Annotated in this window: 20 protein-coding genes and 1 rRNA gene; 19 read left to right on the top strand and 2 right to left on the bottom strand. The window is 41.4% G+C overall.

From position 1 onward, the window contains the following. The 8 genes from rrf to hisC form a co-directional block, all read left to right on the top strand. Nucleotides 1-102 (top strand): 5S ribosomal RNA (gene rrf, locus FTV25_RS09550); the annotation flags it as partial. 266 nt (nt 103-368) lie between these two features. Continuing rightward, nucleotides 369-1,814 carry an RNA polymerase factor sigma-54 gene (locus FTV25_RS09545; protein ID WP_125279334.1) on the top strand — a complete coding sequence of 482 codons (1,446 nt, stop codon included), beginning with the start codon at nt 369-371 and terminating at the stop codon, nt 1,812-1,814. Nucleotides 1,815-1,999: 185 nt separating this feature from the next. Next, nucleotides 2,000-2,332 (top strand): ribosome hibernation-promoting factor, HPF/YfiA family, encoded by a 333-nt coding sequence (hpf, locus tag FTV25_RS09540; RefSeq protein ID WP_004783414.1) that lies wholly within the window; start codon nt 2,000-2,002, stop codon nt 2,330-2,332. A 135-nt stretch (nt 2,333-2,467) separates the two neighbouring features. After that, nucleotides 2,468-2,719 (top strand): BolA family iron metabolism protein IbaG, encoded by a 252-nt coding sequence (gene ibaG, locus FTV25_RS09535; RefSeq protein WP_004783413.1) that lies wholly within the window; start codon nt 2,468-2,470, stop codon nt 2,717-2,719. 7 nt (nt 2,720-2,726) lie between these two features. After that, nucleotides 2,727-3,983 carry a UDP-N-acetylglucosamine 1-carboxyvinyltransferase gene (gene murA, locus FTV25_RS09530; RefSeq protein ID WP_159124271.1) on the top strand — a complete coding sequence of 419 codons (1,257 nt, stop codon included), beginning with the start codon at nt 2,727-2,729 and terminating at the stop codon, nt 3,981-3,983. Beyond that, a complete protein-coding gene (hisG, locus tag FTV25_RS09525) occupies nt 3,983-4,684 on the top strand; it encodes an ATP phosphoribosyltransferase (RefSeq protein ID WP_005234128.1) in 702 nt (233 codons plus the stop codon). Before murA ends, hisG begins: the two co-directional genes overlap by 1 nt. A gap of 187 nt (nt 4,685-4,871) precedes the next feature. Further along, entirely contained in the window at nt 4,872-6,173 is a 1,302-nt protein-coding gene (hisD, locus tag FTV25_RS09520) for a histidinol dehydrogenase (protein ID WP_159124269.1), read from the top strand. Between the two features lie 118 nt (nt 6,174-6,291). Further along, a complete protein-coding gene (hisC, locus tag FTV25_RS09515; RefSeq protein WP_180003100.1) occupies nt 6,292-7,383 on the top strand; it encodes a histidinol-phosphate transaminase in 1,092 nt (363 codons plus the stop codon). Nucleotides 7,384-7,482: 99 nt separating this feature from the next. Here the strand turns inward: hisC and FTV25_RS09510 are convergent, their stop codons facing one another. Beyond that, on the bottom strand, nt 7,483-8,814 hold the full coding sequence (locus tag FTV25_RS09510; RefSeq protein WP_180003098.1) for an anthranilate synthase component I family protein: 1,332 nt from the start codon (nt 8,812-8,814) through the stop codon (nt 7,483-7,485). Nucleotides 8,815-9,075: 261 nt separating this feature from the next. Between FTV25_RS09510 and FTV25_RS09505 the strand changes: the two genes are divergently transcribed. The 6 genes from FTV25_RS09505 to FTV25_RS09480 all read left to right on the top strand — a co-directional run bounded on the left by FTV25_RS09505 (nt 9,076) and on the right by FTV25_RS09480 (nt 17,321). Continuing rightward, entirely contained in the window at nt 9,076-10,143 is a 1,068-nt protein-coding gene (locus FTV25_RS09505; protein WP_180003096.1) for a DUF6160 family protein, read from the top strand. 191 nt (nt 10,144-10,334) lie between these two features. After that, a complete protein-coding gene (locus tag FTV25_RS09500; protein ID WP_180003094.1) occupies nt 10,335-11,168 on the top strand; it encodes a C39 family peptidase in 834 nt (277 codons plus the stop codon). Nucleotides 11,169-11,206: 38 nt separating this feature from the next. Further along, a complete protein-coding gene (locus FTV25_RS09495) occupies nt 11,207-12,460 on the top strand; it encodes a hypothetical protein (protein ID WP_171505611.1) in 1,254 nt (417 codons plus the stop codon). Between the two features lie 12 nt (nt 12,461-12,472). Continuing rightward, the gene (locus FTV25_RS09490; RefSeq protein WP_005234148.1) at nt 12,473-14,137 is read left to right on the top strand and encodes an OmpP1/FadL family transporter; all 1,665 of its coding nucleotides are present in this window, start codon (nt 12,473-12,475) and stop codon (nt 14,135-14,137) included. Nucleotides 14,138-14,144: 7 nt separating this feature from the next. Next, nucleotides 14,145-15,374 (top strand): putative pilus assembly protein FilE, encoded by a 1,230-nt coding sequence (gene filE, locus FTV25_RS09485; RefSeq protein WP_180003092.1) that lies wholly within the window; start codon nt 14,145-14,147, stop codon nt 15,372-15,374. Between the two features lie 21 nt (nt 15,375-15,395). After that, nucleotides 15,396-17,321, top strand: a complete 1,926-nt coding sequence (locus FTV25_RS09480) for a hypothetical protein (protein ID WP_180003090.1) — start codon at nt 15,396-15,398, stop codon at nt 17,319-17,321. A gap of 45 nt (nt 17,322-17,366) precedes the next feature. Here the strand turns inward: FTV25_RS09480 and FTV25_RS09475 are convergent, their stop codons facing one another. Continuing rightward, complete coding sequence (locus FTV25_RS09475) at nt 17,367-17,915, bottom strand: NUDIX hydrolase (protein ID WP_166136775.1); 549 nt, start codon at nt 17,913-17,915, stop codon at nt 17,367-17,369. Nucleotides 17,916-18,038: 123 nt separating this feature from the next. On the opposite strand from FTV25_RS09475, the gene FTV25_RS09470 reads away from it, so the two are divergent. The 5 genes from FTV25_RS09470 to FTV25_RS09450 all read left to right on the top strand — a co-directional run bounded on the left by FTV25_RS09470 (nt 18,039) and on the right by FTV25_RS09450 (nt 21,657). Continuing rightward, on the top strand, nt 18,039-18,653 hold the full coding sequence (locus FTV25_RS09470; RefSeq protein WP_180003088.1) for a CoA pyrophosphatase: 615 nt from the start codon (nt 18,039-18,041) through the stop codon (nt 18,651-18,653). A gap of 14 nt (nt 18,654-18,667) precedes the next feature. Beyond that, nucleotides 18,668-19,198, top strand: a complete 531-nt coding sequence (locus FTV25_RS09465; protein WP_180003086.1) for a gamma carbonic anhydrase family protein — start codon at nt 18,668-18,670, stop codon at nt 19,196-19,198. 140 nt (nt 19,199-19,338) lie between these two features. Continuing rightward, a complete protein-coding gene (gene tsaB, locus FTV25_RS09460) occupies nt 19,339-20,004 on the top strand; it encodes a tRNA (adenosine(37)-N6)-threonylcarbamoyltransferase complex dimerization subunit type 1 TsaB (RefSeq protein WP_034705728.1) in 666 nt (221 codons plus the stop codon). Between the two features lie 16 nt (nt 20,005-20,020). Beyond that, a complete protein-coding gene (locus FTV25_RS09455; protein WP_180003084.1) occupies nt 20,021-20,845 on the top strand; it encodes an undecaprenyl-diphosphate phosphatase in 825 nt (274 codons plus the stop codon). After that, nucleotides 20,839-21,657 carry a class I SAM-dependent methyltransferase gene (locus FTV25_RS09450; protein WP_180003082.1) on the top strand — a complete coding sequence of 273 codons (819 nt, stop codon included), beginning with the start codon at nt 20,839-20,841 and terminating at the stop codon, nt 21,655-21,657. The genes FTV25_RS09455 and FTV25_RS09450 overlap by 7 nt, the downstream gene beginning before the upstream one ends. The last annotated feature ends 107 nt before the right edge of the window (nt 21,658-21,764 follow it).

Here is a 21,764-nt window from a genome sequence, read left to right as displayed (position 1 = left end):
GCAAGAGTGAACCACCTGATCCCTTCCCGAACTCAGAAGTGAAACCTCTTAGCGCTGATGGTAGTGTGGGGTCTCCCATGTGAGAGTAAGTCATCGCCAGCTCATTATTCCAAAAGCCCTCTGCTCATGCAGGGGGCTTTTTTTATGCGTGGGGTTTAAAAAATTAAGTCAAATTATATTAATTTACAAATAGATTAATTACTGTTTAATAAAAATAAGTGATTAATAATGCTTAAAAAATTATATAAGAATGACGTTAAAGTTCATGAAATCATTATAGTTTTGTGTGTTTTTTTATCAAACTATGTTATAAAAGTTAAAACGGCATGAAAATTGCTTATAAAACGAGATTTTTATTAGGGGGTCATATGAAACTATCAGTGGGATTACGAATTGCCAACTCGCTGTCATTAACTCCACAGTTACAACAAGCAATCCGCTTATTACAATTATCCAGTCTGGAATTAGAGCAAGAAATCCAGCTACAACTTGATAGTAATCCTTTGTTAGAAAAAGTTGAAGAGCAAATCAGTGTTGAAAGTCTTTCTACTGTTGATGCGAGTCAAAAGGATTTAACTAATGAACTTAATGCAGACCATCTTCCGGACGATCTACCTGTAGATACCGACTGGGATGATGTCTATACCCATCAACCTACAAGTCTGGGTGCGGCAGAGTTCGAAGAGCGTGAAGATAACCGTCAAAGCCAGCAAAGCTTACAAGAATATATGCTCGAGCAGATTAATCTGCTGCACTTTTCTCGCATTGATCAGCTGATTGCATACTGCATTATTGATTCTCTAGATGAAAAGGGTTTTCTGGATGCAGAAATTTCTGAAATTACTGCATCAGTACAGCATCTTTTATCTTCCATGGATTATGAGGAAGAAATCGAAGAGGATGAAGTACTCGTTGTTCTCAAGCATATTCAGCGTCTTGATCCGATTGGGGTGGGTTCCAGAAACCTAGCTGAGTGTTTATTGATTCAGTTGGATAGCCTGCCAGTTAATACCCCTTGTCGTAATGATGCGGTTAAATTGCTGCAACATTATGAGCTGCTGATTACCAATGAATTACCAAAACTCATTAAGCAAACTGGCTTAAATCAGGAACAATTACGCTGTGCAGTTGATTTGCTGAAAACTCTTAAGCCATATCCTGGACTGGAGTTTGAAAGTAAGGAATCTGATTATCAGATCCCGGATGTCGTGGTAATGAAAAAGAATGACTGCTGGCAGGTGACGTTAAATCCTGATGTGATGCCAAAGTTAAGACTAAATTCTTTTTATACCAATATGATTCGTCGTGCTGATCAAAGCGAAGATAATCAATATCTTCGTAATCAGATGTTGGAAGCAAAAAACTTTATTAAAAGCATTGATGAACGTCATAAAACTTTATTGAAAGTAGCCACCTGTATTGTTGAACATCAGAAAAGTTTTTTAGAAATTGGCCCTGAAGGTATGAAGCCTCTGGTTTTACGTGATATTGCTGAAGAAGTGGAACTACATGAATCAACTGTATCTCGTGTAACGACTAACAAATATATGCTGACCCCACGTGGATTATTCGAACTGAAATACTTCTTCTCGAGTCATGTGGGAACGACTTCGGGTGGTGAGGCTTCATCTACTGCAATCCGTGCCAAAATTAAGAAAATGATTGCTGAAGAAAATGCACGTAAGCCTTTATCTGACAATGCAATTGCCAATCTTTTGAAAGAAGAGGGGATTGATGTGGCACGACGTACGGTCGCGAAATATCGTGAATCGTTACATATTCCTTCCTCTTCTGAGCGAAAAGTCTTGATCTAGTTTTTGAAATTTGATTATTCTAGAGATTCATTATGACATCGTAATGAATCTTTTTTTCTTTTGAGGCATGGTAAAAATGATCTGAATAAATGCTTTAAATCACGATTTTGCTTGAGCAAGTTATTGTATTCTTTTCATTTTTAACTGTGACTCTTCTGATCCTAACGAAGGTGAGGGATAGAACTATGCAAATAACAATTCGTGGACATCATTTATCAATTACGCCAGCGATTGAAGAAACTATAAAAACGAAATTTTCACAGATGACCAAACATCTGGATCAGGTGAACAGCATGCAGGTTAAGCTTTCCAAAGATCATCAGATTGATAAGCGCTCAAAAAGAGGCAGTAGTAACCATATCGCAGAAGCGATTGTCCGTTTACCGGGTATTGAGTTTTTTGCCCATGCCAATGCTGATGACATGTATACCTCGATTAAAATTTTGACGGAAAAATTAAAAAAACAGATTGACCGATATCGCGAAATGCAGCTGAATCATCAGAGTTTAGCCATTTAAGCGACCAAATGGGGAAAAAGAGGTTTTTAAAAGCCTCTTTTTTTATATATATAATGTATGTGACTAATGAATTATTTTTTACATTTATAGTAAAATGACTCGTTTTACACCCTTAGTCCTATAAGAGGTCTTGTGATGAATAATGAACAGCTCGCTGAAATTTTAAAAGCCGCTTTTCCTGAGGCGGATGTTGCTGTGAGTGGTCAGGGCGGAAAATTCGATCTCCGTATTGTGGATGATCAGTTTGAAGGTAAACGTCCGGTTGCACGTCAACAAGCTGTTTATGCTCCTCTCAATTCCCATATTGCCAGTGGTGCAGTGCATGCTGTAACCATTCGTGCATTGACCAAAGAAGAATGGCGTAAAGCAAGCTTATTTGGAGCTTAATCAATTAATGGATAAATTCTTAATTCAGGGCGGTATTAAGCTCGACGGTGAAGTGCGTATTTCTGGTGCAAAAAATGCAGCGCTTCCATTATTAGCAGCAATGATTCTTGCTGATACGCCAATCACACTTAAAAATGTTCCAAATCTAAAAGATGTAAATACCTTGGTAAAGCTGATCGCAGGTCTTGGGATCACGATTAGTTATGAAGGCGATACAGTTATTGCAGATACCTCTACTTTGGATAACCAGTTTGCACCTTATGAACTCGTAAAAACCATGCGTGCTTCTATTTTGGTGCTTGGTCCTCTATTGGCGCGCTACGGTAGTGCAAAAGTATCCCTGCCAGGTGGATGTGCGATTGGTTCTCGTCCAGTCGATCAGCATTTGAAAGCACTAGAAGCTTTAGGTGCCGAGATTGAGGTTGAGGCCGGCTATGTCCATGCTAAAGTCGATGGTCGTCTGAAAGGCGGTGAAGTTGTCTTTGATATGGTGACTGTGGGTGGTACTGAAAATATTCTGATGGCTGCAGTATTGGCGGATGGTGTGACTACGATTCGTAATGCGGCGCGCGAACCTGAAATTACCGATCTTGCCCAAATGCTGATCAAGATGGGTGCGAAGATTGAAGGTTTGGATACCGATACGCTAGTGGTAACCGGTGTAGAAAGCCTGCATGGCTGTGAATATGCAGTGGTTGCCGACCGTATTGAAACCGGTTCTTACTTGGCTGCTGCAGCCATTACTGGTGGACGTGTTAAAACCACGCATACAGATCCGGCTTTAATGGAAGCTGTACTGGATAAGTTTGAGGAAATGGGCGCAGAAGTCACTCGTGGTGATGACTGGATTGAACTGGATATGATGGGTAAACGTCCGAAAGCAGTGAGCTTCCGTACCTTGCCACATCCAGATTTCCCAACAGATATGCAAGCCCAGTTAATGGCAGTCAATGCCATTGGCCGTGGATTTGCCACAATTTCTGAAACGATTTTTGAAAACCGTTTTATGCATGTTCCTGAATTGGCCCGTATGGGAGCCAATATTCAGGTCGAAGGTAATGATGCTGTCGTAACGGGTGTAGAAAAACTTTCTGCAGCACCTGTGATGGCAACAGATTTACGTGCTTCATTCTCTTTAGTTCTTGCAGCACTTGCAGCCGAAGGAGAAACATTGATTGACCGTATTTATCATATTGACCGCGGTTATGAAGATGTCGAAGCAAAGTTACAAGGTTTAGGTGCCCAAATTAAGCGAGTAAGTTAATGAGTGATATGAGAAACGATGATCCAAACTTTGACGTAATGGGCAATTTTGATCATGGTTTAACGTTAGCATTAAGCAAGGGCCGTATCTTAAAAGAAACTTTACCTCTGCTTGAAACAGCAGGGATTAACCTGCTGGAAGATCCGGATAAATCACGTAAGCTGATTTTTCCAACCACGCATAAACAGGTGCGTATCCTGATTTTACGTGCCTCTGATGTGCCGACTTATGTTGAGAATGGTGCGGCAGATATCGGTGTAGCAGGTAAAGATGTGTTGATGGAACATGGCGCGCAAAATGTCTATGAACCATTAGATCTTAAAATTGCCAACTGCAAATTGATGACAGCAGGTAAAGTCGGCATGGAGCGTCCGAAAGGCCGTTTAAAAATTGCGACTAAATACGTGAATCTGACCCGTCAATACTACGCGAGCCTCGGTGAACAGGTTGATGTGATCAAGCTTTATGGTTCAATGGAACTTGCACCATTGGTGGGTTTAGGTGATTACATTGTTGACGTGGTCGATACAGGCAATACACTGCGTGCCAATGGTCTTGAGCCACTTGAAGAAATCTGCAAAGTCTCTTCACGTCTGATTGTGAACAAAGCCAGCTTTAAACGTAAGCAAGCATTGCTGAATCCAATTCTTGCCCAGCTTGAACAAGCGGTTGAAGCACGCGAACAGGCGAAAAAAGCTTAAATTTACGCTGTATTAAAGACCGTCCACTTTGGGCGGTTTTTTATTGCTGATTATAAATATAAGAAGCTCAATGCTTTCATCAATTTTATCAAAAGCTATTTCCAATAAAACTCATAGCACAAGTCTGTTCTAGCTACCGACAAAGTCTTTGAAAACAGGTAAACTAAAGCCTTCGAATTCAAACCTTATGGGTAAATTGATGCGACGTTTATCGACACAAGATCAAAACTTCAAGCAAGCGTTTGCTGACTTGTTGGCTTTTGAAACCGTGAATGATCCTGAACTTTTAAAAACTGTAGACCAAATTATTGCTGACGTACGTCAGCATGGTGATGCTCATGTTCTTAAATTGACTCAGCAGTTCGATCGACATCCAGCGCATCAATTTTCAGATTTAGAACTGACTCAAGAGCAACTTAAAGCAGCTTTCGAAGGCTTAACGACTGAAGTGCGTGAAGCCTTAGAATTGGCTGCAAACCGTATTCGCGAATTCCATCAGGCACAAAAACAGGATGGTTGGACGTATGTCGATGCTCTAGGTAATACCTTGGGTCAGAAAGTGACGCCATTGGATCGCGTAGGGATCTATGTACCAGGTGGCTTGGCTTCATATCCATCTTCAGTGTTAATGAATGCTGTTCCTGCACATGTGGCAGGTGTAGGTGAAATTGTTATGGTGGTGCCTGCTCCAAATGGTGAACTGAATCCATTGGTCTTGGCTGCTGCCTATCTGGCTGGCGTACACCGTGTATTTACCATTGGTGGCGCACAAGCGGTTGCGGCATTGGCCTATGGTACAGAAACCATTCCACGTGTAGATAAAATCACTGGTCCGGGTAACCGTTTTGTGGCCGCGGCAAAACGTGCCGTATTTGGTCAGGTCGGTATCGACATGATTGCTGGTCCTTCAGAAATTCTGGTTTATGCAGAAGGGCAGAACAATGCCAAATGGCTAGCGATGGATTTGTTATCTCAAGCTGAGCATGACACTGTTGCTCAAGCTGTATTTATTACGCCTGATGAACAGCTTCTCAATGAAGTAGAACAAGCAATTGAAGAGCATTTGCTAGCTCTACCAAAAGCAGAAATTGCCCGCACTTCAATTGCCAATCGTGGTGCACTAGTTCTTGTGAAAGACCATGCTGAAGGTATTGAGCTAATTAACCAGGTGGCACCTGAACATTTAATGCTGTGTCTGGATGAAGCACAGCAAATGGCTGAAGAGATCCGTCATGCCGGTGCGATCTTCATGGGACGTTATACGCCTGAAGCGATTGGTGACTATTGTGCAGGTCCAAACCATGTATTACCAACATCTGGTACAGCACGTTTCTCATCACCATTGGGTGTGTATGATTTCCAGAAACGTTCAAGCCTGATTATGTGTTCTGAAGATGGTGTGAAAACCCTTGCGAAAACTGCAGATGTTCTGGCACAGCAGGAAAATCTGGATGCGCATGCACGCTCAGCACGTTATCGCTATCAGTAATTAAATACTTATATTGAATAAAAGATATTTCTCTCCCTTCGGGAGAGGTTAGGTAAGGGGAATTATTTAACCTCTCCCTAACCTTCTCCTAAAAGGAGAGGGAATTTGAGAATAGAAAATGTCGAATATCACCATAGAGCAAATGCGTTTTTGGAGCCCTGAAGTCCGTGAGCTAGAGCCTTACGTTCCAGGCGAACAGCCCAAAATTCAAAACCTTTTAAAATTAAATACCAATGAAAATCCATATCCACCATCACCGAAAGTCGTGGAAGCGGTGCAAAAAGTTTTAGCCAATGGCGCAGATGTTTTACGTCTTTATCCAGATCCAGATGCATCTGAATTAAAATATGCCATAGCTAAACAGCAAAATGTTACTGTTGAAAATGTCTTTGTAGGCAATGGTTCTGATGAAGTCTTGGCACATATTTTTAAAGCCTTCTTTATTCAGGAACAGCCACTGCTTTATCCAGATATTACCTATAGCTTCTATCCGGTTTATAGCCAGTTCTTTGGTGTCAAAACCAAAATCTTGCCACTCAATGAAAATTTTGAAATTGTGGTAGATGATTATAAACAGCCAAATGGCGGCATTATTATCACCAATCCGAATGCGCCAACCAGTATTGCGCTTAGTTTGTCTGCTATTGAAGAAATTCTGCAGGCGAATCCAGATTCAGTAGTCGTCATTGATGAAGCCTATGTAGATTTTGGCGCTGAATCAGCAGTAAGTTTGATTGAGAAATATGAGAATCTAGTCGTATGCCAAACGACTTCAAAATCCCGCTCTTTAGCTGGCCTACGTGTTGGTTTCGCGATTGCGCAACCTCATCTGATTGCGGCGCTTGAAGCGGTAAAAAACAGCTTTAACTCTTATCCAATGGATCGTTTTGCGATTGCGGCTGCAGTGGCTTCATTCGAAGATCAGGAATACTTTGAAGCACAAAATGCTAAAGTGATTGCCAGTCGTGAAAAACTGGTTAATCAGTTGAATGAGCTCGGTTTCAAAGTCTTGCCATCAAGTGCGAACTTTATTTTTGCTTCACTACCATCAAAAGATGCAGGTGAGTTAGCAGCTGAATTACGGGAACGCGGCATTATCGTACGTTATTTTAATAAACCTCGTATCAATCAATTTTTACGTATTACCATTGGTACAGATGAGCAAAATCAGCGTTTAGTGGATACATTGAAAACCGATATTTTGGCGTAATCCCCAACCTCCTATTTAATAAAGAACAACTCTATTCCTCCCTTTTTAAAGGGAGGTTAGGAGGGATTAAAAATGCGACTCGGTTGAGCCGCTTTTTATTTATTCGGGTTTATACCAGGTATTGAGTAAATCCAGCATGGCCTCGACTTTATCAAAACACTCCTGATATTCTGCATCACAGTCAGAAGAAATCGTAATTCCGCCACCAGCCCAAAGTGAAACCTCATCTTGATATTTCTGAATCGAGCGAATCAGAATATTCCAGCTTCCTGTTCCATCAAAATTAAAATAACCTAATGAACCACAATACGCTCCACGTGGAGCACCTTCTAACTCTTCAATAATTTGCATGGCACGAATCTTTGGTGCACCGGTAATTGATCCACCTGGAAGTGCATACAGCAATACCTCAAAAGGATGTACACCTTCTTTTAAGGTCGCTTCGACTTCGCTAACCATATGATGTACCTGATTAAATGATTCAATATTGAATAGTTTAGGTGTCTTGACTGAACCTGTTTCTGCATAAACACTGAGGTCATTGCGTAGTAAATCTACAATCATGACATTTTCAGCCTGATCCTTCTTTGAGTCTTTTAAGCGTTGTTTGGATTGTTCATCAAGCACCGGATCGGCAAAACGTGGCATGGTACCTTTAATCGGTTTGGTGACAATTTTTCGATGTGCTTCAAAATCAATAAACAGTTCAGGTGAACAGCTCAATAATTCAAAATCACCAATACGAAGATAGCCCGCATATGGCGCATTGGTTAATGTCCAGAAAGCATGTGCAGTTTCTAATAATGAACCTTCAGCCAGTGCTGTAAATTCCTGGGTCAAGTTAATCTGGTAACAATCACCGGCTAGAATATAATCCTGAATATCCTGGAATGTCTGTGCATAGCGAGATTTGTCCCAACGTGGGCTGCAAAGGGTTTTTAATTGAAACTTAGGCGCTATGGAGGCTTGATTTAATAGATTTTGAAGATGATTGAAAATATCTGCTGCTTGCGGATCATGACTATAAAATACCCATTGATCAGCTTCGAACTTGATATAAGAATCAAATTGACCGATAAATAAGCCAGGTTGAGCTCGCTCCGGGTATTGGATGTGCTGTTGAGCAGCGTAATCATAGCCAATAAACCCAACATAACCCCCAGAAAATTCATTCGCTTGAATATCTGGAGTTTGCTCAAGCTCTAAGATGAGTTTAGCTATATTAGCCTGATATTGTTCGATATCCACTCTCTTAAATGACTGAGGTTGTCCATCTTGCACCATAAAATATTTCTGTGCACAGCAGGCAATAAAAGGCTGCCCATTATTATTTAAATATATCAGGTGATCTAAGGGGCTTAATGCATGCAATAGATCTTTAAGCTGAAGAGATGCAAAACTTAAAGGACAATGGTAAGGAGCTTCGTTCATTCAGTAGCGCATATTCCGATATGACCCGGTATTTTATATCAAGAATAGGAAAAAATATTTCTAAATCATCAAATACCGTTTGTCGGTAAGCTCAATATTGCGACCAACAACAGTTGATCAAAATATGACTCGACGTTAATTTAAGTGGGCGAGCAAAATTACTCAAGGAAAGATGCTTTGCGTTGTCAGAAAATAAAAAACACAACGTCAGCACTGAGTGATTCACAACCAAAAAAAATAGTACTCTTGGGAGAGTAAACAATGAAAAAATTCACAAAATTGGCTTTAGCTGCTTCAGTTGCTTTTAGTGCAAACGCAATGGCGATGCAATCACTGGACGATGCATCTCTAAGCGCGACTACAGGTCAGGACGGTTTGAAAATCGGTATCGGTATTTCAAAAATTGAAATTGAAAAACTATTTATCCATGATAATGATGGTTTAGCTGAGGACTCTACTGCAACAGCGGGCGTTATTGCAATTTATGATGGCGAAGGAAATATTGTTCGCCCTGGAACGGCTGCTAAGGGTATTGTGGGGGGTACTGGTGAAGCAGGTGCGATCTATATCAAAGCGAATGGTAAAGGTAAAACAACAGCTAATGGTATCGTGATTGGTGCAAACTACGATAACAATGGTGCGTATTTACTAGCTTCACGTAACCTTGCAGATTTAACCATTGACTCAGATGCTGGTGCTGGTAACCCGTTCATCAACATTGCCGCTGAAGTATCTGGTTTAGATATTAACATCGGTGAAATTGGGGTTGTGGGATCAGCTTCATCTCTTACAGATTATGAAAGTGGTTTAGCTTCAGCTACTAGTATTCGCCGTGGTGGTGCTGGTAAGGAAAATGCGATTTTATCTGGCCTATCACTTAAAACAGGTCCAATGTCTGCCAATATTCAATTAGGTGCTGCTCCACAGGGTGCAATGATTAAGTTGAATGCAACAATGATTGGCGGCTTAACAATTACAGATTTGGGTATTCTTGATAATTCAACGACTGGTGGACAAGTTGCTGCAGGTGTAACCACCTCAGGCCCAGGTGAAATCTTCATTGAAAGCATTAAGTTGACAGATGCTAACTCTAAAGATTTGACATTGAACCAAAGCATCAGTGTATTTGGCGAATCAAGTGCAAACGATGGTTTCATTCGTATTACGAGTACAAGTGGTGCACATGATAACTATGTGAAAGGTATTCACCTAGGTAGCCAAAATGCAGCATCAATTGGTGATATGGAAATTCAAGGTCTGCAAACTTACTTTAGCCCGGCACCTGGCCAATATGCAAAAGGTGCAATTATTACCATTTCTGGTCACTAATTTTTACCTTAAAAAAGCGCGTGTTTACACGCGCTTTTTTTTATGACTACAACATCTATCTAAAAAAATAAAAAAAGACTGTATTTTTTTGAAAAAGAAGGTATCTTTCTAGTTACAGGGAAGTAGAGTAGAATACTCTATAAAAAGAAAAATTAGGCACATCATGCCAATGATAAGAAAAGTAAAAGAATATGTTAGAGATTGCGTTGGGCTCGGCATTGATGTATTACGCTGCCAAAGAAGCTCTGGATATTAAAAAACAGCCTCCAGGCGCTGTTCACTATACTGAAGTTCTTGATTCAAGAAATGATTCTTTCGTACGTATGCACCGCGAACATGTGGAAGTCAAACCTGCACTGTTAGACCAGTTTCAGGGGATTGTGCGTCAGGCTTATGATTATAGTTGTGGTTCAGCAGCACTTACGACTTTATTAAATGGCTATGTAGGTACTCGGCTGGATGAGCAGCAAGTCATGAATGGCCTAATGAAATTTGGTGAAACGGATAAAATCATCGAACGTCGTAGCTTTTCCCTTCTTGATATGAAGCGTTTTGTTGCTGCCTTAGGTCTGGAAAGTGGCGGCTATCGCGGAGAATTTGAAGATCTGGTTAAACAGGGGCAACCCGCCATTGTTCCTATTTCCTATGCAGGATTTAAACATTTTGTCGTGTACAAAGCTTATAAAAATGGACGGGTGTATGTTGCAGATCCTGCGCTAGGTAATATCAGTTTTGATGAACAGCGATTTAAGGAAATTTGGGAAAACAATACTTTATATTTAATTAATGTCCCTGAACAATATCGAAAAAACTTTTTGGCATTAAAAGAGTCGGATATGCGTCATGTCGAAGATGCAACCATTAACCGTTATGCTTTAGTTGATATGCAGTATCCACAGTTCTATATGGATAAAATTGCCGATAAAGCATCGACTATCCGTATGGATCGTAACCGTAATGTAGATTCAGAAAAATTTGGGGAATATCAATATAATTTTCTCAGACTTTATTACAAGAATAAATAAAACGAAAAGATGGCTATAGAAAAATTAAAAATGGTGAAATGGATATGAACAGTAAATGGATGAACAAGACATTCTTGGCGCTCAGCATTCAGATGGTCATGGGAGTGGCATGGGCTGCGGATGAGCCTGAACTGGGTGAGTATGAAACGGTTGAGGAAGAAGTAGTCGAGACTGCCGCATCCGTTGATATTCAGCCTGAACCAGCAGCAACTCAGGCTGTAGAAGAACCTGAACTTGGGGGGTATGAAACAGTTCAGGAGGAAGCTGTAGCAGAGCCTGAACTGGGAGGATATGAAACAGTTCAGGAAGAAGCTGTTGTTGAAACAGCTGCACCTGTTGAAGCTCCAGCCACTCAAGCAGTAGATGCATCTCAAGCCTTACAGAAAAAAGAAGGAGATGCTACTCAGGAAGCGAGTCTAGAAGAAGTATTTACTTCAAATGAGCGTCAATACTCACTTATTAAACAAGGTGAGATTTCATCCTATTATGATATCGATTATACCTATTATCGAGATACACAACTCGATATGGAAATGGCACAGGGCCAGTTGTATCAACTCCGTGTTCAGGAAAATGCAACACATAGCCTGACCAATACTTTCACTTTTCAGTATGGGGTGAAAGATAACCTGACCTTAACAGCTTCTTTACCTTTAGTCGCTAAAACAGATCTATTAAAAGATACCTCTACAGCAGGATTAGGGGATATTAGTTTAGGTGCACGTTGGGAGCCATTCCCTTTAAAAGCAGGTCGTTTACCACTTATTTTATTTGCTAATTTATCGACTAAAACAGGTGATAGCCCATATGAAATTAATGCAGCAAAAGATCTGGCTGCAGGCAAGGGATATTACTCAGCCGGTGTGGGGGCGAGTACACGTAAATATATTGATCCAGTGGTACTATTTGCCTCTGTTTCTGCAAATTATGGGTTTAAGGAATCTGGCTTAGATCAGCGTCGTGGTACACGCATTATTGAAGAATTTGAACCAGGAATTAGTGGTGGTTTCGCTTTCGGTTTTGCTTATTCATTTAACTATGACGTTTCCATGACCATGTCTTATCAGCAAAGCTTTAATACTGGTGCAGAATTTAAGTATCACACGGGTGAAAGCTATTCAGCCGCTGATCAGACTAGTTCTACTTTTGCGATTTCTTTAGGGGTGCGTGTATCCCCAGAAACCATTGTAAATGGTACGGTCGGATTAGGGCTGACCGAAGATGCACCAGATGTTTCACTGGGACTTTCATTCCCACTTGATATTTTAGGTTTCGGTAAGAAATTCAGTTAATAGGGGTGTCGTATGAAAAACATTCGACTTAGCCCGTTATTAACAGGAATTATTCTTGCGGGCTGTTCAAGTTATACCTTTGCACAATTAGGGACCAACCTTTCTGTTGACCTGCGTGCATTGTCTATGGGGAACGCAGTTACTGCAGATCCGCCAGGAGTGAATGCAATTCACTTTAACCCGGCTGCATTGGCTAAAATTGAAGGCTTACAAACCGAACAGCAAATTATTGTTGCGAACTTTGATATTCAGCGTGAATTTACGGTTCCTGCTGGATATAACGTTTTTGGTTATTCAGATGATCCAATGGTCTGTAATGATGGACCTGAAGTGTCTTCTGATTTATGTACAGATTTTAAGGGCCCAGTGAAGGGTGATGTAGAGTATGTCAGTCTCTACGTACCAATTTTGAAAAAAATGGTGGATTTGGGTGAAGGCCTCCCGATGGCAGCACCTACCATGGGGGTCTCTTATAAACCACCAGGCTCTAAAGCAACTTATGCAACTGCCGTTTATGCACCGCTAGTTGCAGGTTTTGGTCATGAAGATGGTAATCCTGCCAATTTTATGGGACAACAGGTTGCTCTGGAGCGGATTACATATTTATCTCCATCAATTGGTTATGAAGTCAACGACCAGCTTTCGATTGGTGCTTCAATCGGGATGTCTTATCAAGCCATTGCCATGAAAACAGATTTACGTTTTCCCAATGAGCTGATTGGCATGTTGCGTATGATTGATGAAGTCGTATGTACACCATTTAAAGAAAATTCTGACATCATTACTGACATCTTGTTGCTCGGGATCTGTAATGCTGATGAAGGAATGAACCCATTTGGTAAATTTGGCCAAATGCAACTTTCATTAGAACAAAATTTAAGTCCAAGCTATAACCTGGGTGTTCTATGGGAGCCTACTGAAGATTTCAGTTTTGGTATGGTTTACCAGAGTGCGGCCAAAATGCGCTTAAAAGGTAAATATCATATCGATAATGCCAAAGCGCCACAGGAAATGATTAAAGGTCTGATGACCTCTCCAACTGGCCAGATTTTGGCTGCAATTCTTGGTTTTCCAAATTATATCCCTTCGAGTGAATCAGGTCTGGTTTCCATGGATTTCGAATATCCAGCTCACTTCCAGGCGGGGATCAAATATAAGGTAATGCCAGATCTACAAGTCAATTTTGATATTGGCTGGACAGATTATGCTGCTTGGGACCAATTCAAGTTTGAGTTCGACCGTACCCTGTCTGCCTTGAAGATTGCCAAACTGTTATCTGCCAATGTAACGGATTCTTCACTTGCATTACCGCTTAGGTTTGAGTCGCCATGGAACTTCGGGATCGGAGTAGAGTATTCAGCAACTGACCGACTGAAACTTCGTGCTGGCTATGAACCACGTACCAGTGCCATTCCAAAAGATAAACGCAATACTATGGTACCGATTAATGGTGCACAGCTATTTGGTTTAGGAGTGGGTTACCGTTTTGACGCAGATACGGATCTGGATCTATCTATTGGTTTCTTACGCAGTAAAGATAATATTCCAGCAAATACCAGTAGCCTAGCGAACCAGACCGGGGTAAATAACCTGTTACTGAATCCATATGCAGGCTTGAATGTCAAAACAGATACCAAGATCACAATTTTAGGTTTGAACTATCGCACCCGTTGGTAAGGAAGAAATGATCAGAACAGGGAACTTAGGGATAAAAATGGTACTGGCATTAAGTCTGGTACCATGGTCTTTTTATACAAATGCCAGAGAGTTTATTACGATCATTGGGCCCGATGGGCGACCATTAGTTGTGCCACGTCAAAATAATGAGCAGAAAGAAACAACAAAAAACCAAGCGGCCACTACTCCGAAAAAATTGACTACGCCCGTTACATCTACTGCACAGGATCTGAAAAAATCCGAGCCAAAGGCGGTGGAAAAAAGTGTGACAACAGGTGAGCAAAAAAATAATATGGTTGTACAACCAGTACAACCAGTACAACCAGTACAACCAGTACAACCAGTACAACCAGTACAACCAGTACAACCAGTACAACCAGTACAACCAGTACAACCAGTACAACCAGTACAACCAGTACAACCAGTACAACCAACTAAACACGTTGAGTCTAGATTACCGCAGCACTTACCACCAGTGACACAGCTTCAACCCCCTGAACCTGTCATTCAGGCAGTACCTGATCCTGTTCAAAAACAGGGTTTCAGTCAGGTTGAAGGGGTGGAATATGTGGATAGTGAATATCTGGAAAATAAAGAATTTAATCTGGAAGGTAAAAAACGTTTCTATAGTATGCCTGAAGGGATAGTTGATAAAAATATTGGGTCAACACGTGTACAGACGATTGAGCGTGAAAAAGGAGTTGGACAGTCGATTATAAAATCCTTGTTTCAACAACCTGCTGTAGATTCTGGTCCAGTCGTACTGGCCCAAACCTACTACCGTATTTCTCAGCCTGAATCTGTAGAAAGCTTAGGTAAGCAGTGTTTTAAAGATAAAAAAGTTAAGAATGCGAAAGAGATTAGTGCAGGTAAATCCATTAATCTGTGGCCACGGGCACCGCTGAAATCAGATGAGTTTGATTATGAAATTGTGAAGCTAAAATCTGATATTAAAAATATTCAGATTCAGTCTTATGCTTCCCGTCAGAATAATCCTGCCTATTACTGGCCATTTGTTGTATTTCTGGATGAACGAGGCTGTGTTTTAGAAGGGGCGGGCGGTTTTAAAAATCAGGAAGCACAAGCCAATATTATTCAACATGAGAAGATACAGGGAATTATTCAGATTCCTGCGCAAAGCCAATATGTATTAATGACCCCACTCGCTTCAGCCATAGATGTTGAAGACAAGATGCTGACAAATTATGGACAACTAAAACTAGTCGCCATTCGATAAGGACGATTCGAGTAGAATAAGATGAAAAATAAAATATTATATCCATTTGCTTTCACTGCTTTATTTGCCGCCCTCAGCGGATGCGGAGGTGAAAGTGCGAATGTCATACCAGAACAAAATGATGAAGCCACCACGAACGGTTCATGCTCTGCTACTGCAACGAATTGTCTGGAATGGGGGCTTGAATATCCAATTGATGGTCTTAATTTTAATTGTAGTGGTGATAAAGAAAATACCTTTATTACTTTATTTGACCAAAATGATGGGGTGGCGTCAGGTACTTGTCAAAAAGCAGATAGTATTGAATTTTATCTGAAAAGTTTTAGTGATACCAAAATCAAATTGGGTACTGTGAAGCTTTCTGAATATATGAACCTCAGTACATCGAGTCAATTACCTCGACTAAGTGTACTTGATATTGCCAAGGGAATTACTGGTCGTAATATTGCCAGAATCGAACAGACAGATCCAACCGTACAGGTGGCGATGAAACTGGTCAAAATCTGGCAGACCTTGGCACTGGAAAAAGGTCGTATCTATAATCCGACGGATGTACAGCCCTTGTATATCACAGAGGATATGCGAAAGAATCTGGGCAAAATTAATAAAGATATCAGCCTGACAGATGCAAATTTGGCAGAAACCCTTAAACCTTTTATTGATATTAGCCAAATTAGTGATGATCAGGCCTTTGAAGTCGTAAAAAAATTGGCCAATATTGCCAGCGCAGCAGTATATCAACCGGAATTTTCTCTGTTCTCAACTTCAGGCATTATTAGCAGTAACTTGACTGGTTCTGATGGTCTGGCGGGTTGTAATAAATCTGTATGTGACATTAAAGATAAAACGACTAAATATTTATTTGGACATTTTATCCTGATTACAGACCGCCAGGGTTATACCTTCGGCAGTGGACTACAGTGGCGCGATACCCAATTAAAACTGGGCTCCAATAATCTGGGATCTTTGGGTGGCATTAATGCGGAATTGATCCGTAAGGTCAAACCACAGCAAATTACGGCAGTACCGCAAACCAGTTGGATTAGCCCTGCAACGAGAATGCTTTCATCAAATGCACCATATAAAATGAATGTGGCTAACAACAGCAATCCATTAGAAATTTACCAAGGTCGTTTGCTGAGCGATTATGTGATTGCCGGTAAAGAAGCATTTTATAAGATGGCCACAGGTAAGACTGAACTCAGCGATGCTGATCGTGCCAGTCTTGGCTTATGGCGTTTTAATGCCGATGATGACAACTATAGTGGCTCAATTGATCTTTATAAAATTTTCCCGATCAGCTATCTGGATCGTCAAGTCTTTAGAACAGCTGAAAATGTAGAGCCAGGTGAAGAATATATTTTCCCAATGTATGGCAACATGGAGTTTAAATTTAGCGAAAACTCAATTAGCCCTGTTACAGTGGGTGTTGTGATTGATAGTAATGGTGATGTGCGTACCAATATGCAGTCCGCGAGCAATCTTGCAACTGATAGCATTAATGGTTGCCAGGGAGATATCTTACCGGCTGGACTTAAAGACAATAACGGCGTTCAACAATATCGTCTCGGTACCTTAGGCCGTGCATTTATAGATGAAAAAACAGTATCTATGCGACTGGTCTTCGCTGATCCTGTATTTGGTTCATTAAATGGTGCCTTGGTAGGTATGAACTCCACTATTCAGGCTTCAACCAATACAGATGATAAGATTGTGATTGGTGGGGCATTACTCAATTTATCTAATGTATTGAATGGAACCAGTCGTGTGGGCTTTACCAACTCAGCTGGAGAAAGTGTAGGCTGGGCAAATACTTATGCCAGCTTCCAGAAAGTCTATAACAACAATAATACTGATGAAACGACAGAAGAGACCAATCTGGCCAAGCTAAGTGGCGGAAGTGTTTCATTTAAATTAGCGGATTGTTATAGCATCAAAACCAAATAATGAAAAAAGCCCATCAAATGATGGGCTTTTTTATAAAAAGACATTTTAACCTGTGTGATCCAAACGAGTTCCCAAGGTCTCAAGATGCATCGGGAAGTTATTGGTTTTACGGTCTTCAAAATAATGACGGAGTGTATGTTCTACACTCGGGAAAGCCAGTTCACTCCAGGGAATTTCATCTTCATCAAATAAACGTGCTTCAATGGTTTCTTCACCTGCACCAAATTTTCCATCAATCAGTTGAGATTTAAACAGGACATAAATCTGGCCAATCCGCGGAATATTGTACATGCAGTACAGCTGTTCAATATCTACTTCAGCTTCGGCTTCTTCACGGGTTTCACGTGCTGCGCCCTGTTCCATGGTTTCAAACAGTTCCATATAACCGGCAGGTAAAGTCCACAGTCCATAACGTGGTTCAATTGCACGGCGGCAGAGCAGGACTTTATCTTCCCAGAGCACCAATGCACCGCAAATCACTTTTGGATTAATGTAATGAATATATCCGCATGTAGTACAAACCTTGCGAACCTTCTGATCGCCTAAAGGAATTTTCTCTGTTGTTTTATGTCCACAGTTCACACAGAAGTTCATATTCATCATCAATGATAACAGTAAGGTCAGGATAACTGAAAAATCAAAATTTGGCATCATTTCTATCCCGCCAAATCAAAAATCAGCTATGATGAAATTATAGTCGCATAGGGAGCTGAATGAATGGATGAGCTGGGAGTAATACAACGCTTGCAGAAACATTTACGATTTTCCAAACGGATTCAAACTGCACAGGCTGCTGTATTAATTGCGATCACAGATGAAGCTGATCCCAAAGTTTTGCTGACACGCCGTTCAGCTTATATGAATAATCATGCAGGGGAAGTCTCTTTTCCAGGGGGTAAACGCGACCCGCAAGATACCAGTAATATTGTAGTGGCTTTGAGAGAGGCGTATGAGGAAACGGCACTTAATCCATTTGATGTGCATCTGATCGGGGATCTTCCGATGCAAAAGGCTCGTAACGGAATGCTGGTCAAACCTGTGGTGGGTTTAATTCCTCCTACGATTCAACTCATTCCACAACCGACAGAAATTGACCGGATTTTCTTTGCTTCTTTGCAGCACTTGCTGGAAGCCCAGCCGATGCCTTATGAAGTACGTTTTGCCCAGCAGTCCCTATATTTCCCAAGTATGCGGGTGGAAAATGAGATTGTCTGGGGACTGACCGCACGTATGCTAATTTCATTATTTCAGTACGGGCTTGACTATAAAAAAGACTGGCCATTTTTACTTAATTCACCTGCGTTTAAACGCTCAAAATTTTTTAACCGTTGAACAGGATTTCAGCCATGTTATATCAATTTCAGGGACATTCACCAAAAGTAACGCATCAGCCATGGGATGGTTGGGTGGCACCTACAGCGACGGTCATTGGACAGGTTGAATTAGGTAAGCAGGTGAGTGTCTGGTTTGGCGCCGTTATTCGTGCCGATAACAGTAAAATCCGTTTAGGTGACTTCACCAATGTTCAGGAAAATGCGGTGCTACATACCGATGCTGGGATTGAAATGAACATCGGAAATTATGTGACCATTGGTCATCAAGCCATGCTGCATGGCTGTACCATTGGCGATAATAGCCTGATTGGAATTCAGGCAGTGATCTTGAATCATGCCGTGATTGGCAAGAATTGTATTATTGGTGCCAATGCTCTGATTCCAGAAGGGAAGGTGATTCCTGATAATTCGGTGGTAATGGGCTCACCAGGCAAAGTCGTGAAAACTTTAGATGAAGCCAGTATTCAGAAACTGAAAATGAGTGCCATGCACTATGCTGAGCATTTCCAGAAATTTCAGGACCTGGAAGAGGTACAGCTTTAGGCTGTTATCTGAATAATGTCGTCAGTTAAGCCTAGAATTTTCTAAGCATTTTTGTATCTGGCTTGGGAAAATCTCGCCTAGAAGATATGAGTGGAGTATTATATTCGACGTTTTTTATATTCTCTGAATTAAGGTTGTGCATGAAAGTGCTGGCATTGGAGACTGCCAATGAGCAGTGTTCCGTCTCTGTGATCGATGATACTCAAGAACTATTTTTTCAGCTTGATGCGCGCGCCAAGGCACAAACGCAAACCATTCTTCCAATGATTGAACAAGGCCTCAATGATCTGGGCTGGGCTGTGTCTGATTTGACAGCGATTGCCTTTAGCCGTGGCCCGGGATCGTTTAGTGGTGTTCGTATCAATGCGGCTGTGACCCAAGCTTTGGCTTGGTCAAATGATCTGCCTGTAATTCCGGTATCGACTTTACAAGCTTTGGCACAAGCGGCATATCGTTTGCATGGTTTAACTGCAGTAACTGCAGTACTGGATGCACGGATGAATGAAGTCTACGTGGCCAGTTATCAGTTAGATGCTCAAGGGATTATGCAGGCTGTTGATGAAGAACAGCTTTTGAGTTATGAACAAGGTGCCGAGGCAGTCAAATTTACTGTGGTGGGTTCAGGTGCCAATCTAGTTCAAGAAACAGCATCTGAATATAAAAATGTCAGTGCAACAGCGCAGGATATTGCTGTGATTGCGCGTGCAGCAGCGAAAACAGAAAATTGGGTCAGTGCAGAATTGGCACTTCCGGTATATTTACGTGATAACGCATGGAAAAAAATTCCAGAACAAGGCAAAGCATAATTAATCAGGATTAAGCATGGATCTTTTACTGCTGCTGAAAGCAGCAATTATGGGTATTGTTGAAGGTATTACCGAGTTTTTGCCTATTTCCAGTACTGGGCATCTGATTTTGGCTTCAGAATTAATGAATTTCTGGACCAAAGAAAAAAGCGATGTTTTTGTCGTCGCAATTCAGATGGGGGCAATTGCCGCGGTTATTTATGAATATTGGGCACGGCTTTGGGGTGCAGCAACCGGGATCGTAAGTGGTGAACCGCAAGGACGCCGTTTAGGGATTGGCTTGATTCTGGCCTCTATTCCCATTGTGCTGATTGGCCTGACCCTAGGGCAAACCGTAAAAGAGCTGCTATTCAATAATATTGCGATTGCCATTGGCTTGATCGTTGGTGGTCTGATCATTATCTGGATTGAAAAGAATCCACCTAAGGTGCGTGCACAGGAAGTTGAAGATCTGACCGTAAAAGATGCGATCTGGATTGGTCTGATTCAGGTCTTATCCCTAATACCGGGAACTTCACGTTCAGGTGCGACCATTATCGGGGCGATGTTCCTGGGCGTATCACGTAAGGCTGCAACTGAATTTTCATTCTTCTTGGGGATTCCGGTCATTATCGGGGCAGGCCTGCTCGATCTTTATCAAAGTTATGATGTTTACAGTACCACAGAAGACTGGACAGTTCTGGCAGTCGGTATCATCGTATCGTTCATCTCGGCGCTTTTATTAATCCGTGCTCTGGTAGCCTATGTGGCAAAACGTGATTTCATGATTTTTGCCTGGTATCGTATTGCCTCAGGTTTACTGATTTTATTATTTGCCTTTACAGGTTGGAGACTATGGTAAGCACGATTCGCTTATATACCGAATCTGAGTATCAAGAGAAAGCACAGCACTTCGAGGCTGTGCTTTCTTCTCGTGGTGTAGAGGTTAGTATTCAGATCATTGAAAAGCTGAATGCACGTTTCTTGCGTTTACATCCCGAACTGGCACTGTGTGTTGATGCTGACGGCCTATGGCTCTGTGCCAATGGCATGAAAATGCAACCAGATTGGCAAGCAGAAGTAGGGCGCTTAAAACGTGCCTCTTTAAAATCGGAAATGATTGCTCGTGCTTGTAACCTCGGAGAAAAGCCGACTCTTATTGATGCAACGGCTGGTCTAGGTCATGACAGTCTGTTGATGGCACATTTGGGTGCTCAGGTGACCTTGGTCGAACGACATCCTATTTTATTTACCCTGCTTGAAGACAGTCATAGTCGAGCCCAAAATAATGCTTTTCTAAGTCCAGTGGTTAACCGGATTCATCTGGTTTTTTCGGATTCTGCAGATTATCTGAAATCACAGGCTGAGCAGAATGCGGTTGTCGATGTGGTTTATCTGGACCCGATGTTTCCACAACGCGACCAGAACCAGCAGGCACCAAAAAAGCAGGCGCAGGTGAAAAAACAAATGCAGTTATTACATCTGCTTTTACCTGAAGATGGTGAAATGGATCTGGGAGATAATCTCTTAGAGTTGGCACAAAAAATTGGCAAGCGGGTGGTGGTTAAACGTCCTCGTCTGGCTGTATTTTTAGCTGGAAAAGAGCCAAATCATCAATGGTCTGGTGATGCTTGCCGTTTTGATGCCTATTTTCAGCATGAACTGGTTACTTAATATGAGAATTGCTTCAAAATAGATCAAGGATTTGTTATATATTTAAAAATTGGCATTGATAAAACTTATATCAAGCATAAACTTATTGGGCACATTAGCGAGCCACT

It is taken from the genome of Acinetobacter sp. YH12249 (assembly GCF_013417475.1).
In the GTDB taxonomy this organism is placed as follows: domain Bacteria; phylum Pseudomonadota; class Gammaproteobacteria; order Pseudomonadales; family Moraxellaceae; genus Acinetobacter.
This window is presented reverse-complemented; position numbering and strand designations above follow the sequence as displayed.